The following is a 14,319-nucleotide window of genomic DNA, read 5'->3' on the forward strand; positions in this document are numbered from 1 at the left end:
CTTCTCGCCGGTCAAATCCCTTGGTTCGTACGTCACTTGCGCAGCCGTACCTCGAACGCGTCGCGCAGTCCGTCGCCGATGAAGTTGAACGCGGCGACGACCAGCACGATGGCGATGCCCGGCGGGAAGATCAGCCACCAGTAGCCGTTCTGCGTGTAGGTGATGCCGGAGGACAGCATCGAGCCCCAGTCGGCGGACGGCGGCGGGATCGACAGGCCGAGGAAGGCCAGGTAGCTGACATAGAGGATGGCGTCGGCGATCTGGAACGTGCAGTTGACGATGACCGTGCCGATGGCGTTCGGGACGATGTGCTTGAAGACCGCGCGGGCGCCGCCACCGCCCATCATCCGCATCGCCTGTACGTACTCCCGGTTGCGCAGCGACAGCGCCTCGCCGCGCACCAGGCGGGCGGGGGAGAGCCAGGCGACGCCCGCGATGATGAGGATCAGGATGCCCTTGCTGGGCGTGATGATCGCGGCGACGACCACGAGGAGGAACATCGCCGGGATGGCGAGCGCGGCGTCGGTGATCCGCATCATCGTGGCGTCGACCCAGCCGCCGAAGTACCCGGCGACGGCGCCGTACACGGTGCCGAAGAGGGTCGCCAGGAGGCCGGCCGCGAGGCCGATCTCCAGGGACGTCTGCCCCGCGACCATGAGCCGGCCCACCATGTCGTAGCCGAGGTCGGTGGTGCCGAGCAGATGCCCCGATGTGCCGGGGGAGAGGTTCGCCCGGGTCAGGTCCGTGTGGACCTGCTCGGTCGGGTGGAGCAGCGGGCCCAGGTAGCAGAAGGCCAGCAGCAGGACGAGCAGGATCACGCCGCCAAGGGCCAGCTTGTTGCCCGTGAACACGCGCAGGGTGCGGCGGGCCAGCGAGGGAGTGGCCTGCGCGGCCTCCTCCTGCCCGGGTATGGCAGAGGTCGTCACAGTGGTGGTCATGACACGCTCCGGATCCGCGGGTCGAGGACGGCGTACAGGACGTCGGTGAGCAGCGAGCCGAGGACGGTCGCGATGCCGACGACGAGGGTCACGCCGAGGAGGACGGGGAAGTCCGAGCCCTGCGCGGCGTTCCAGAACAGCAGCCCCATGCCGGGGTAGTTGAACATCGACTCGACGACGAGGGCGCCGCTGAACAGGGTCGGCAGGTAGAGGCCGAGGAGGGTGGCGAGCGGGATCAGGGCGTTGCGCAGCACGTGCTTGACCATGATCCGGCGGCTCGACTGGCCCTTCGCCATGGCCGTGCGCACGTATTCCTCGGTGAGGTTGTCGAGGACCGCCGAGCGCATGTAGCGGCTGAACATGGCGACGATGCCGAACGCCATGGTCACCACCGGCAGGGTCAACCCGGGCAGTTCGCCGAGCAGTTCACCGATCGTCTCGCCCTGCGGAGCCTCCGCGGGGAAGATCGGCAGCACCTGCGCGAACAGGATGATCATGATGAGGCCGAGGAAGAACACGGGCGTCGCGTACATCAGGAACGCGAGCCCGGTCAGCGCGTAGTCGGACGCCTTGCCGCGCCGCACCGCCTGGAGCAGGCCGAGCGGCACCGCGATGATCACCGCGAGGACCGTCGACATGAGGGTCAGCAGCAGTGTCTTCGGCAGGCGCTGCGCGAGCAGGTCGAGCACCGGCGAGTTGAGCTTGTACGACTCGCCGAGGTCGCCCGTCACCAGCCGCTTGAGGTACATCAGGTACTGCGTCGGCAGCGAACGGTCGTAGCCCTGCACATGGTTGAAGTGCTCGATCTGCTGCGGGGTGCCCTTCGGGCCGAGGATCGCGCGGGCGGGGCCGCCCGGCAGCAGGTGCAGCAGGGTGAAGACGATGATCGAGACGAGGAACAGGACGACGAGCGCCTGAAGGAAACGCTTGACCAGAAAGCCGGTCACTTCGCGGCTCCCTTCTTGACGCTCTTGGAGTCCTTGACGAAGTACCAGTGCGACGGCTGGAAAGTCACCGTCGGGTTCTGCTCGACGCCGCGCAGATCGTTGCGGATCACCGACACCTGGTAGGCGGGGTTCGGCATCCACATCACCGGCAGCTGCTCCGCCAGGTACTCGCCGTACTCATGGATGGCCTTCATGTCGGGCGCGTACTGCACACCACGGATGAGACGGTCGGCCTTCTCGTCGCTGTAGTTGCCGAAGTTGGAGGAGGCCCCGGTGGAGAAGAGCTGCTCGCCGCTCGGGTTGAGCGGGTAGTACCAGCTGCCCGCGGTGCCGAAGAAGGACATGTCCCAGCTGCAGCCGGGGTCCTTCGCCTTGCACGGAACGGAGTTGCCGAGCACGGAGTTGAGCGGCTGCTGGCGCACGGTGAGGTCGATGCCGGCCTTGCTGAGCGAGGACTTGAGCTCCTGCATCATGTTCGTCGTCTCGGTCGAGCCGGACTGCGAGAGCAGGGTCAGCTCAAGGGGGTCGTTCTTCCCGATGCCCTTGCCGCACTCGTCGTCGCCCGTGCCGGGCCGCACGCAGCGCGCCGTGCCGTCGACCGTCTTCCAGCCGTGCGCCGACAGCAGCGACTTCGCCCTGGAGACGGAGAACGGGTACTGGTTGTGCGCCATCTTCTTCGACAGGTACTGGCTCTTCGGCGTGACCGGGACCGGGCCGAGCGTGGCGGTCGCGCTGCCCTGCCAGATGACCTCGCTCATCGCCTTCTGGTCGACGAGGTGCTGCATCGCCTGCCGGATGTAGAGCTGGTTCATCTCCGGGCCCGCGTGCGTGGAGTTGAAGTTGTAGACGATGTAGGTGGCCGCCCAGCCCTCCCACGGGTCGACGCGGTACCCCTTGGCCTCGAACTTCTCCTTCTGCGCCAGCACCGACGGCGGGATGTAGCCGTAGTCGACGCCGCCGGAGCGCAGCACGTTGTACTCGGAGTCGGCGGTGGTGAACGGCTTGAAGACGACCTTGTCGAGGTGCGGGCGCTCCGACTTCGGTCCGGTGTACTTCTCGTTCGGGACGAGCGTCACCTGCCCGTTGTCCCGCCAACCGGCCAGCTTCCAGGGCCCGTTGACGGTCTTCCACAGCGGGTCGGTGCCGTACGAGCCGAGGCTCTTGGCGTGCCGGGTGAGCCGGGCGAAGACCGCCTTGGCGCCCTTCGTGGTGCGGTCGAAGTCGCCGACCTCACCGCCGTCCGTCTTGGCGTCCCAGGCGTGCTGGGGCAGCGCGCGCATGTAGTAGAGCTGGTTCGCCGTGAACCAGTCCGGGTTGTACGCGCGCTTGAGGTGCAGCCGTACGGCGTGGTCGCCGACGAGCTCGAACTTCTTGACGTTGTCCGGGATGTTGCCGACCGAGTAGCCGCCCCAGTCGGCTTTGTTCGCCTTGACGAGGTTGAACCAGAACTCGAGGTCGCGGCCGGTCACCTCGGTGCCGTCGGACCACTTGACGCCCTTGCGCAGCGGCACGGTCACCGTCTTGTTGCCGTCGCTGTACTCCGGCTGCAGGCCGAGCGTGCTCGGGCCGTGCGTGACCAGCTCGCCCTTCTCCTGCACGGCGTCGTACACGGGCAGGTAGAGCTGGGACTGGATCGCGTAGTTGTAGGAGCCGCCGTAGCCGGGGGCGCCGATCGGGAAGATCCAGTTCGGGGTGGCGGCGGGTGGCAGGGCCATGGTGGCCGTGCCGCCCTCGACGGGGGTGCCGCCCGTGCGGCCCATGGCGATGCGGCCGGCCTCGTGCGTACAGCCGGTGAGCGCCACGAGCGCCGCCGCGAGGGCGAGCCCGGCGGACGCCTTTGACCTGAGGGAACGCATGCCGAAGGGCCTCCAAGGGGACGGGATCCAGCCCCGTGTGAGGATTCGACGAGGGGCGCCCGAACGCTAAGTCGACCGTTCGAAGCAAGTCAATAGGTTCATTCGGAAAGTAGTTTAAAAACCGGTGGGTCTGGCGGACTTGGTTCGGTGGTGGTTAGTCTTCGGTCCGACCTCGAACGAACAAACCGAAGTAAGTACGTATCGAAGCAAGTCTCCAGGGGGACCTGATGGCGGACACCGCGAACGAAGGCGAGCCGGGTTCGGCCCAGCACATACTCCGGCTCGTCTCCTCCGGAGCCGCCTCCTCCCGCGCCGACCTCGTCAGGGAACTGGGCCTCGCGCCCTCCACCGTCTCGCTGCGCGTGCAGGAGCTGGTGGCCCAGGGCGTGCTCACCGAGTCCGGCGAGGGCGCCTCGCGCGGCGGGCGCAGGCCGCGGCTCCTTCGGGTCAAGGCGCAGGGCGGCGTCGCGCTCGCAGCCGACCTCGGCAGCCGGCACGCGCGGCTCGGCGCCGTCGATCTCGGCGCGGCCGTGCACGACGCCGTCGACCTGCCGCACGACATCACCGCGGGACCCGAGTCCGCCGTCGACTGGCTGTGCGCCCAGGTCGCCGAACTCGCCGAGAAGCAGCGGGAGTCGGGGCGCACCGTGCGCGCGCTCGGCGTCTCCTTCCCCGGGCCCGTGGACCCGGCGGACGGCCGCGTGCTGAGTCCCTCCCGGATGCCGGGCTGGCACCGCTACCCGCTGCGCGACGTCCTCGCCGAGCGGCTCGGCATGCCGGTGACCGTCGCCAACGACGCGACGATGATGGCGGTCGGCGAGCACCGCACCTCCCGGCCCGAGCTGGACCACATGGTCGTCGTGAAGGCGGGGCGCGGCATCGGCAGCGGCGTCATCGTCGCGGGCCGGCCGCACGACGGGGCCAACGGCAGCGCGGGCGACATCAGTCACGTCCGCGTGGAGGAGGCCGGCGAGCGGCCCTGCTCCTGCGGGAACATCGGCTGCCTGGAGACCGTCGCGAGCGGCGCCGCCCTCATCCGCGAACTCGCGGCGCGGGGCGTCGAGGTGGCGAACACCACCGAGCTGCTTCAGCTCGTCGCCGACGGCGACCCCGTCGCCACCACCCTCGTCCGCGCGGCGGGCCGGCACATCGGCACGGTCCTCTCGGTCGTCGTCAACTTCTTCAACCCGCGGGCCGTCGCCATCGGCGGCGTCCTCGCCACCGCCGAACCCCTGGTCGCCGCCGTCCGCGGCGTGCTCTACGAGCGCTGCCTGCCGATGGCCACGGCCGACCTGGAGATCACCACGACGGCCGCGGGCCGCGACGCGGGCCTGCTCGGCGCGGGCCTCACGGCGCTGCACCGGAACTTGTCGTCCACCGCCCCCGCCTTCAAGGAAGAGAGCGCCCACGCATGACGAGCAGCACCACCCCGGTCACCGGCCGCCGCCTGCGCATCGGTATCGGCGGCATCGGCATCGAGTCGTCCACGTTCTGCCCGCACCGCTCCACCACCGACGACTTCCGGCAGACGCGCGGCCAGGACCTCCTCGACCGCTACACGTGGACGCAGGGCGACTCGGACCTCGCCGAGCTGGTCGAGTGGGTGCCGCTGCTGCACGCGACGTCGCTGCCCGGCGGCCCGGTGGAGGCCGAGTCGTACCTGATCCTCAAGAACGAACTCGTCACCCGGATACGGGAGGCGGGCCCGCTCGACGGACTCGTCTACGACATCCACGGCGCCATGAGCGTCATCGGCCTCACCGACGCCGAGGGCGATCTGACGGAGGCGGTCCGCGCGGCGCTCGACCACGTGGGCACGCCCGACGGCACCCGTCCCATGATCTCCACGGCGATGGACCTGCACGGCAACGTCTCGCGCCGCTTCGCCGAGCCGATCGACCTGCTCACCGCGCACCGCCTCGCCCCACACGAGGACGCCTGGGACACCCGCGAGCGCGCCGCCCGCAACCTGGTGCGCTGCCTGCGCGAGGGCGCCCGCCCGCACCGCGCCTGGGTGCAGGTCCCGGTCCTGCTGCCGGGCGAGAAGACCAGCACCCGCCTGGAGCCCGCCAAGTCCCTGTACGCCTCGCTCGCCGACATCGAGCGGAAGGACGGCATCCTCGACGCGGCGATGTGGGTCGGCTACGCGTGGGCGGACGAGCCGCGCTGCAAGGCGGCCATCGTCGTCACCGGCGAGGACGCCGAACTCGCTGCACGGGAGGCCGAGTCGCTGGCCCGCCGCTACTGGGACGCCCGCAAGGACTTCCTGTTCGTCGGACCGACCGGCAGCGCCGAGGAGTGCATCGACAAGGCCGTCGCCTCCGGCCGGCGGCCCTTCCTCATCAGCGACTCCGGCGACAACCCGACCGCGGGCGGCGCGGGCGACCTCGCGTACATGCTGGGCAAGCTCCTGGAGAACGACGCGATCCGCACGGGGAAGGTCACGGCGGTCCACCCCGGCATCACGGACCCGGTCGCCGTGGCGGCCTGCTTCGAGGCCGGGGTCGGCGCCGAGGTCACGCTCTCCGTCGGCGGCAAGGTCGACGCGAACTACGGCGGCCCGTACGAACTCACCGGCACCGTCGAGGCGTTGCAGCGCGCCGCCGACCAGAAGGACCGCGCCGAGGGCGGGGCGTACGACCGCGGCGTCGACATGGCCGCCGTCCGTGTCGGCGGCCTCTCCGTGATCCTCGTCGAGCGCCGCAAGCCGTTCCACACCCTCGCCGACTTCACGGGCCCGGCCGAGGGCGGCCTCGGCATCGACCCGCGGACGTACGACGTGGTCGTCGTCAAGATCGGCTACCTGGAGCCCGAGCTGCACGACATGGCCGCCGACTGGCTGCTCGCGCTCACCCCCGGCGGCGTCGACCAGGACCTGCTGCGCCTGGGACACCACCGGGTGGAGCGCCCGCTGTACCCGTTCGACGAGGACGCGTACGAGAACGCGGACGAGGCCGGGGCGGGCCCCGACCTCACGCCCACCCTCCTGTAGGCGTCAGTCCAGCCACTCCGACTCGTACTTCTCGTACGTGCCGTCGTGCGTCGCCAGATGCACGAACTGGTCCACGTACTCGTGGAAGTCGCGGTCGCCGCGCGGTGTCGCGTAGGCCTTCTCCGCGAACGAGAACGGCTTGTCGGGGTGGACCGAACACAGCTCGGGGTGGAGCTTGGACTGGTAGAGCGTCTCGCTCGCGTCCGTCATCATCACGTCCGCCCGGCCCGCCACGATCTCGTCGAAGATCGTGCGGTTGTCCGGGTGGACCTTGATGGTGGCGTTCTTGATGTTCGCCCGGGCGAACTGCTCGTTCGTGCCACCGGGGTTGACGACGACCGTCGTCCCGGCCTGGTCGATGTCCTCGAGCGTCTGGTACTTGTCCTTGTCCGCGCACCGCACGATCGGCGTCTTGCCGTCCTCGCGCGTGGGCTCGCTGAAGTACACCTGTCGGGCGCGCGGCAGCGTGATCGAGACACCGCCGACGGCGACGTCGCACTTCCCGGCCGACAGGTCCGTGGCGATGTTCGCCCACGTGGTGTCGACCCACTTGGCCTTCGCGTCCAGGCTCTTGGCGAGCTCCTTCGCCATGTCGATGTCGATACCGCTGTACGAACCGTCCTTCGGGTCCTTATACGTGAACGGCTTGTAGTCGCCGGTCGTGCACACGCGCAGCACACCGGACTTCGGCACCGAGTCGAGCAGACTCGCCTTCTTTCCGGCGGACGTGTGCACCGCCGACGGCGCGGCGGGAGCGGCGGCGGTCAGGCCGAGCAGACACACCAGGGCGGACAGGGTGGCGACACGTTGTCTGGACGTGCGGCGGCTCATCGCGACTACTCCTCGACTTGGTTGCAGGCTGAACGGATCGTCCAGCGGCTCACCCTGCCAGAAGAGTTCACACCGGTGAAGGCGGTGTCCACGGCTCGGAAGGGCCGCGGACACCACCCCGTTGCGCTACGCCGCCGCGGCCAGCCACAGGTCCGGGCCGAACACCTCGTAGTGGATGTCGGCCGGGGCCACCCCCTTGGCCAGCAACTGCGCGCGCATCGCGCGCATGAAGGGCAGCGGACCGCACAGGTACGCGCGCGTGCCGGGCGCGACGGGCACCTCCGCGAGATCGGCGAGGCCCGTGTGCCCGCCCGCCGGAGCCCCCTCCTCGTACCAGAAGTGGGCGGCACCCTCGGGGAGTTTGGCGGCGAGGGCCGCGTGCTCGGTGCGCAGCGCGTGGGTGGCGGGGGAGCGGTCGGCGTGCACGACGGTGACCGGGCCCGCGTGCCGGGCGGCCACCAGGTCCTCCAGCATGGCGAGGATCGGAGTGCAGCCGATGCCGGCCGAGGCGAGCAGCAGGGGCGCCTCGTCGGCGGTCAGGACGAGGTCGCCGTATGGCGCCGAGACCCGCAACCGGTCGCCCTCACGCACGCGCGCGTGCAGGTGGTTCGACACCTCGCCGTCGGGCGTCGAGGCGTCGCCCGCGACCCGCTTCACGGCGATGGAACGGCCCGTGGCGGCGGGCGCCCCGGTCAGGCTGTACTGGCGTATCTGCCGTGCCCCGTCCGGGAGGTCGACCTGCACGGACACGTACTGGCCCGCCCTGAACGCGGGCGCGGGGGCGCCGTCGGCCGGGCGCAGCAGGAAGGACGCGACGTCGGGCGTCTCCTCGGCGCGGGACACCACCTCCCACTCCCGCCAGACGTCGCCGTCGACCGCGCCCTGCTCCGCGTAGAGCCGCTTCTCGATCGCGATGAGGGCGTTCGCCATCAGCCAGTACACCTCGTCCCAGGCGGCGGCGACCTGAGGGGTGACCGCGTCGCCGAGCACCTCGGCGATGGCCTCGAAGAGGTGCCGGTGCACGACCGGGTACTGCTCGGCGCGCACCCCGAGGGAGGCGTGCTTGTGCGCGATGCGGGCCAGCATCGCGTCGGGCCGGTCGTCCGGGTGGCTCACGAGGTGTCCGGCGAACGCGGCGATCGAACCGGCGAGAGCCTGACGCTGGGTGCCGGCCGCCTGGTTGCCGCGGTTGAACAGGTCGCGCAGCAGCTCGGGGTGGGCCGCGAACAGCTTCTCGTAGAAGAGGCCGGTGATGTCCTCGATGGCGGCGCCCACGGCGGGGAGGGTGGCGCGGACGACGGCGGCCGACTGGTCGGTGAGCATCGGCGGGACTCCTTAATCTGACTCTCAGATTCATATTTAAGGGCGCGGGTGTTTCCCGCCCTGACGGGGTGAGTCTCGGGCGGTCGCCCGGTCTTCGTGGTGCTGCTGGGTCAGCCCGTCCCGGCAGGTGGCGACAGGGCCACCAGCAGCGGTCCTGTCGGGGCCTTGACGAGGTCGGCGAGGCTCAGCGGGTCGAGCGTCGCGAAGAACGCCTCCTGCGCCTCGCGCAGCGCTCCGCGCAGGCGGCAGGCCGAACGCAGCGGGCAGGGGGTCGTCCCCTCGCACTCCACGACGTCCCCCGGCCCCTCGAGTTCGCGCACGAGGGTGCCGATGGAGGCGGCCCGCCCGGAGCCGGTGAGCGCGAGTCCGCCGCCCCGGCCGCGTCGCGCCTCCACGAGTCCCATGTGCTGGAGCTTGGCGACGACCTTCGCGGTGTGCGTGTACGGCACCTCCATGGCGCCCGCGACCTCGCGGGTGGTGGGCAGCTCGCCCTCCTCGACCGCGAGGCGCATCAGCACGCGCAGGGCCAGATCCGTGAATCGCGTCAACCGCATGGACGCAGGTTATTAATGTTGCATTTGAAAGGCAAATTAAACAGCGGCCGGCTCCAGGTCCTTCGCCGCCTCGCTCAGCGTCCGCAGCAGCAGCGCGGTGACGGGCGCCGTCTCGTGCCCTGCGAGGACGAAGGCCGACACCCGGCGGCCGAGTGCCGGGGTGAGTGGCCGGGCCACGACCTCGGTGTGCCGCAGGAGCGGCAGTGCCGTCCCGGGCACCAGCGCGATGCCCGCCCCGGCGGCCACCAGGACCTGCACGGCGAGGGTGTCGTCGGTGGTGAAGGCGATGTCCGGCGCGAAGCCCGCCCGCGCGCAAGCGGCGAGGAAATGGCCGCGGCAGCGCCGGCACCCGGCTATCCAGCGCTCCGCTGCCAGCTCCTCAAGGCCCACGCGGCCGCTCCCGGCGAGAGCGTGACCGGCCGGGAACAGCGCCAGCAGCGGGTCGTCGAGCAACGGGACCTGGATCACCCCCTCCTCGTCGTCGCCAAGGGAGTGGGCGAGCGCCAGATCGCAGCGCCCCTCGCGCAGCGCACGCAGGGAGTCGGGCGGCTCCTCCTCAAGGAGTTCGACGCGGATGCCCGGATGGGAGGCGGCGAGGCGGGCGACGGTCGCCGGGAGCAGGGTGGCGTTCGCGGCCGGGAAGGCGCAGACGCGCACGCGCCCCGACTCCAGACGCGTGATCGCCTTCAGCTGGCCGTGCGCCGTCTCGATGGAGCTGAGGATGCCCGTGGCGTGCCGGGCGAGCAGCCGCCCGGCGTCCGTGAGCCGCAGCCCGCGCCCCGCCCGGACGAACAGCGGTGTGCCCGCGGCGCGTTCGAGGGCCTTCATCTGCTGGCTGATGGCGGGCTGTGTGTATCCGAGGTCCCGCGCCGTCGCCGCGTAGGAGCCCGTGCGCACGACCTCGGCGAACGTCTGGATGTGCCGCGAGTCAAACATGCGTACAAGCTATGGAGTTCATCCCGCAAGTCAAGATCGGAAAGCGTTTCTTGGGGTGGCCAAAGAAATCTGATGTGGACCTTGCCGCGCCCGTGCGTCAGTGTGACCGAACCCCATGTTTTCCGAGGTCAGTGCCGGTCCCGCACCCCGGACCGACGTGCTCTCGGCCGCCCGTGCCGCGCCTCGCCGGCCCCGCCCCTCCACGTCCCAGGGAAGCACCGTGACCTCAACCGCACGCCTCGCCCGCCGCTGTGTCCCGCTCGCCGTCGCGGCCTGCCTCGTGGCCCTGACGACCTCGTGCAGCAAGAGCGCCGATGTCACGACGACCGAGGGCGGGGTGAAGCTGGTCCACAAGGGCAAGCTGACCACCTGCACGCACCTGCCGTACGCGCCCTTCCAGTCGGAGAAGAACGGCAAGGTCGTCGGCTTCGACGTCTCCCTGATGGACCTCGTGGCGAAGCAGCTCGGGGTGAAGCAGGACATCATCGACAAGTCCTTCGAGACCATCAAGACGGGCGCCGACCTCAACGCGGGCCTGTGCGACGTCGCCGCGGCCGGCATGACCATCACGCCCGAGCGCAAGCAGAACCTCGACTTCTCCGACCCCTACTTCGACGCCGACCAGGCGCTGCTCGCCCGAAAGGGGGTCGACGCGAAGACCCTCGACGACGTCAAGGGCGGCAAGCTGAAGCTGGGCTCCCAGGCCGCCACCACCGGCGAGGACCTGGCCCACAAGAAGGGTGTCGACTCCCAGTCCTTCGAGAGCTCCGACGCCGAACTGAACGGGCTGCGCACCGGCCAGGTCGACGTCATCGTCCAGGACTACCCGGTCGTCCAGAACTGGCTCAAGGACTCCGCGGTCAAGGACAAGTTCACCCTCCTCGGCACCGTCCCGACCGGCGAGGAGTACGGCTTCGCCGTGAAGAAGGGCGGCAACCCGAAGCTGCTCGCCGCCGTCAACAAGGCGATCGGCGAGGCCAAGAAGGACGGCACGTACAAGAAGCTGTACGAGCAGTGGATCGGCCCGATGCCGAAGGGCGCCGACCAGTGAGTTCCGTGAAGTCGCCTTCGGTGGACGGCGGTTCGGGGAGGGAGGCCACGCCCCGCAAGCGCATGTCGCCGCGCCGCAGGCGCAAGGTGACGCAGGCCGTCCAGTACGCGGTGCTCGTCGTCGCCGTGGTGCTCGCCGCGACGCTCGCCGACTGGGGGCAGCTCCAGCACCAGTTCCTCGACCCGTCCGTGGCCCGCCGGATGTTCCCGGACCTGATCACGACCGCGCTGGTCAACACGGTGATCTACACGCTCACCGGGTTCGGCGTCGGCCTCGTGCTCGGCCTGGTCATCGCCCTGATGCGGCTGTCCTCGGTGGCCCCCTACCGGTGGCTCGCCTCCATCTACATCGAGTTCTTCCGCGGCCTGCCCGCCCTGCTGATCTTCATCTTCATCGGCGTCGGCGTGCCGCTCGCCTTCCCCGGCACCGCCCTGCCCGGTGGTGTCTACGGGCAGGTGGCCATCGCGCTCGGCCTGGTCGCCGCGGCGTACATGGCCGAGACGATCAGGGCCGGCATCCAGGCCGTGCCCCGCGGACAGATGGAGGCCGCCCGCACGCTCGGCATGTCGCGGACCCTGGCGATGCGCTCCATCGTGATCCCGCAGGCCTTCCGCATCATCGTGCCGCCGCTCACCAACGAACTGGTCCTGCTCTTCAAGGACTCCTCGCTGGTCCTGTTCCTCGGTGTCTCACTGCAGACCCGCGAACTCACCAAGTTCGGCCGCGACCTGGCCGGCGAGACCGCCAACAGCACCCCCATCTTCGTCGCGGGCCTGTGCTATCTCCTGGTCACCGTCCCCCTCGGCTATCTGGTGCGCCGCCTCGAGGCGCGGCACGCGAAGGCCAGGTGAGCGGGGGATGACACCTGACACCAAGGACGCACCGAACGGCACCGAGGACGAGGACACAGGCATGACCGCGGCCATCGAGATCCAGGGACTGCACAAGTCGTTCGGCGACCTGGAGGTGCTGCGCGGCATCGACTTCACCGTCGCGCACGGCGAGGTGGTGTGTGTCATCGGCCCGTCCGGGTCCGGCAAGTCCACCCTGCTGCGCTGCACCAACCTGCTGGAGGAGCCCACGTCCGGGCGGGTGGTGGTGGCGGGCGCCGACCTCACCGACCCGGACCTCGACATCGACCGGGTACGCCGCCGGATCGGCATGGTCTTCCAGCAGTTCAACCTCTTCCCGCACCTGAACGTCCTGGAGAACCTCACCATCGCGCAGCGCCGGGTCCTCGGACGGGACCGGGCGCAGGCGGAGCGGACGGGGCGCGCCAACCTCGAACGGGTCGGCCTCGCGGAGAAGGAGACCAGCTATCCCTCGCAGCTCTCCGGCGGCCAGCAGCAGCGCGTCGCCATCGCCCGCGCCCTGTCGATGGGGCCGGAGCTGATGCTGTTCGACGAACCGACCAGCGCGCTCGACCCGGAGCTCGTCGGCGATGTGCTCGGCGTGATGCGCTCGCTCGCCGACGAGGGCATGACGATGATGGTGGTCACCCACGAGATGGGCTTCGCCCGCGAGGTCGCGGACCGCGTCGTGTTCATGGACGGCGGCGTCGTCGTCGAGGAGGGCACCCCTGACGAGGTGCTCGGCAACCCCCGCCACGAGCGCACCCGTTCGTTCCTCGCGCGGGTCGTCAACCCGGGGGACGCGCCGCCCGCGGACGCGGAGCCGGGGAAGTAGCCGCGCCGGATTCATCCGGCGAGCGGGCCCGTTCCCCACAGGTCCGGCGTCACAAGGCGTTCCCGCGTCCCGTCGGGACCCAGAACCTGTGCGCCCAGCTTCTTGATGCGCAGGGCCATGGTCGTCTCGGTGACCCGGACCGAGGGCACCGCGCGGGTCAACCGCTCGGCGTACTCCGCGAGCTGGGCGGGGGAGCGGAGCCAGGCACACACCAGGAGGTTGTGCGGGCCCGTCACGGACGACACATTGCGGGTGCCGCGCTGACGCAGCACCGCGGCAGCGGTCTGGGCCACCTGCTCCGGAGGCACGCTCAGGTACAGGAAACCGAGCAGCGGGCGGGGCGTGAACCGGGGCGCGAGCTTGACCACGTAGTGGAGGCCCGAGTGGCTCTCGAGGCGGTCGACGCGGCGCCGTGCCGTCGCCTCGCTGAGCCCGCAGGCCTTGGCGAGGGCCGTCGCGCCGAGCCGGGCGTCACCGGCCATGGCGTGCAGCAGGGCGCGGTCGGTGGCGTCCGGCATCCGATCCGGTGACACACCGCCGGACGAGACGTGCGGGGCGAGCGAGGCCACCTTCCTGCGCAGGTCAGGGCCGAGCTGGCGGAGGTGGAGCGGGGAGACCGGCCCGTGCATGGTGGTGACCAGATCGGCGCGGGTGGCCCGGACGCCGGGGAGCGCGTGCAGGCGCTCGCCCAGATAGCGGTCGAGGGCCGTGGTGTCGTAACAGGTGTGGAAGACCAGCAGATCGGCCGCGCCCGCCAGATGCACCACGCACAACGTGCCCGGATCGCGGGCGAGTTCGGCGGCGGTCGCCGCGATACTGCCCGCCGTGCAGCGCACCTGGATCCACGCGGAGCACAGGCTCGTGCCGCCGCCGAGCACGGCGCCCGGCAGGACGCCGCTCCACGCGATGCCCGCCTCCGTCAGCCGCGCCCAGTGCCGGGCGAGGGTGCCCGCCGAGTGGCCGATCCCCTCCGCCAGCTGGGCCCAGCTGGCGCGCGGCGCGAGCTGCAGTGCATGGATCAGCGTCAGATCCGCCTCCGAAACGGCGAATTCGCCTGTTCTCACGGTTCTCCTTGTTGAATCCGCGCATATGCCACACGTAATTTCCATACAGCGTAACCATGGGTAGCGCGGCGCGCCGGATGTGTCACCGGTCGCAGGCGGGACCGGTGCCGCAGTACTCAGGGAAGTACACGCCGCGGTGCT

General features: G+C 70.4%; 13 protein-coding genes. 5 read left to right on the forward strand and 8 right to left on the reverse strand.

The genetic code is table 11. The annotated features are described in order from the left end of the window. Positions 1 to 32 precede the first annotated feature (32 nt). From ACFV9W_RS30940 to ACFV9W_RS30950, 3 genes are read right to left on the reverse strand one after another with little or no spacing between them, the layout of a single operon-like run. A complete protein-coding gene (locus ACFV9W_RS30940; RefSeq protein ID WP_385767466.1) occupies positions 33 to 938 on the reverse strand; it encodes an ABC transporter permease in 906 nt (301 codons plus the stop codon). After that, positions 935 to 1,885, reverse strand: a complete 951-nt coding sequence (locus tag ACFV9W_RS30945; RefSeq protein ID WP_385767469.1) for an ABC transporter permease — start codon at positions 1,883 to 1,885, stop codon at positions 935 to 937. Before ACFV9W_RS30945 ends, ACFV9W_RS30940 begins: the two co-directional genes overlap by 4 nt. Continuing rightward, positions 1,882 to 3,741: a peptide ABC transporter substrate-binding protein gene (locus ACFV9W_RS30950; protein WP_385767472.1), complete on the reverse strand. Its 1,860-nt coding sequence runs from the start codon at positions 3,739 to 3,741 to the stop codon at positions 1,882 to 1,884. Before ACFV9W_RS30950 ends, ACFV9W_RS30945 begins: the two co-directional genes overlap by 4 nt. Before the next feature lie 227 nt (positions 3,742 to 3,968). Between ACFV9W_RS30950 and ACFV9W_RS30955 the strand changes: the two genes are divergently transcribed. Together ACFV9W_RS30955 and ACFV9W_RS30960 are read left to right on the forward strand one after the other, a co-directional pair. Continuing rightward, positions 3,969 to 5,156 (forward strand): ROK family protein, encoded by a 1,188-nt coding sequence (locus tag ACFV9W_RS30955; RefSeq protein ID WP_385767475.1) that lies wholly within the window; start codon positions 3,969 to 3,971, stop codon positions 5,154 to 5,156. Next, on the forward strand, positions 5,153 to 6,733 hold the full coding sequence (locus ACFV9W_RS30960) for a M81 family metallopeptidase (RefSeq protein WP_385767478.1): 1,581 nt from the start codon (positions 5,153 to 5,155) through the stop codon (positions 6,731 to 6,733). The genes ACFV9W_RS30955 and ACFV9W_RS30960 overlap by 4 nt, the downstream gene beginning before the upstream one ends. A 3-nt stretch (positions 6,734 to 6,736) precedes the next feature. Here the strand turns inward: ACFV9W_RS30960 and ACFV9W_RS30965 are convergent, their stop codons facing one another. From ACFV9W_RS30965 to ACFV9W_RS30980, 4 genes are all read right to left on the reverse strand, one after another. Then, entirely contained in the window at positions 6,737 to 7,564 is an 828-nt protein-coding gene (locus ACFV9W_RS30965) for a transporter substrate-binding domain-containing protein (protein WP_385767481.1), read from the reverse strand. 126 nt (positions 7,565 to 7,690) lie between these two features. Next, entirely contained in the window at positions 7,691 to 8,887 is a 1,197-nt protein-coding gene (locus tag ACFV9W_RS30970) for a globin domain-containing protein (protein ID WP_385767484.1), read from the reverse strand. Positions 8,888 to 8,997: 110 nt separating this feature from the next. Further along, a complete protein-coding gene (locus tag ACFV9W_RS30975; RefSeq protein ID WP_385767487.1) occupies positions 8,998 to 9,441 on the reverse strand; it encodes an RrF2 family transcriptional regulator in 444 nt (147 codons plus the stop codon). A 36-nt stretch (positions 9,442 to 9,477) separates the two neighbouring features. Continuing rightward, on the reverse strand, positions 9,478 to 10,377 hold the full coding sequence (locus ACFV9W_RS30980; RefSeq protein ID WP_385767490.1) for a LysR substrate-binding domain-containing protein: 900 nt from the start codon (positions 10,375 to 10,377) through the stop codon (positions 9,478 to 9,480). Between the two features lie 220 nt (positions 10,378 to 10,597). On the opposite strand from ACFV9W_RS30980, the gene ACFV9W_RS30985 reads away from it, so the two are divergent. The 3 genes from ACFV9W_RS30985 (at position 10,598) to ACFV9W_RS30995 (ending at position 13,114) form a co-directional block, all read left to right on the forward strand. Beyond that, positions 10,598 to 11,428 carry a transporter substrate-binding domain-containing protein gene (locus ACFV9W_RS30985; protein ID WP_385767492.1) on the forward strand — a complete coding sequence of 277 codons (831 nt, stop codon included), beginning with the start codon at positions 10,598 to 10,600 and terminating at the stop codon, positions 11,426 to 11,428. A 62-nt stretch (positions 11,429 to 11,490) separates the two neighbouring features. Continuing rightward, positions 11,491 to 12,279, forward strand: coding sequence for an amino acid ABC transporter permease (locus ACFV9W_RS30990; protein WP_385767551.1), 789 nt, complete (start codon positions 11,491 to 11,493; stop codon positions 12,277 to 12,279). 61 nt (positions 12,280 to 12,340) lie between these two features. Beyond that, positions 12,341 to 13,114: an amino acid ABC transporter ATP-binding protein gene (locus tag ACFV9W_RS30995; protein ID WP_385767553.1), complete on the forward strand. Its 774-nt coding sequence runs from the start codon at positions 12,341 to 12,343 to the stop codon at positions 13,112 to 13,114. Positions 13,115 to 13,125: 11 nt separating this feature from the next. Here ACFV9W_RS30995 and ACFV9W_RS31000 read toward each other — a convergent pair whose 3' ends face one another. Beyond that, the gene (locus tag ACFV9W_RS31000; protein WP_385767495.1) at positions 13,126 to 14,178 is read right to left on the reverse strand and encodes an Lrp/AsnC family transcriptional regulator; all 1,053 of its coding nucleotides are present in this window, start codon (positions 14,176 to 14,178) and stop codon (positions 13,126 to 13,128) included. Positions 14,179 to 14,319: the final 141 nt, after the last annotated feature.

This window comes from Streptomyces sp. NPDC059897, from assembly GCF_042730865.1.
Taxonomy (GTDB): domain Bacteria; phylum Actinomycetota; class Actinomycetes; order Streptomycetales; family Streptomycetaceae; genus Streptomyces.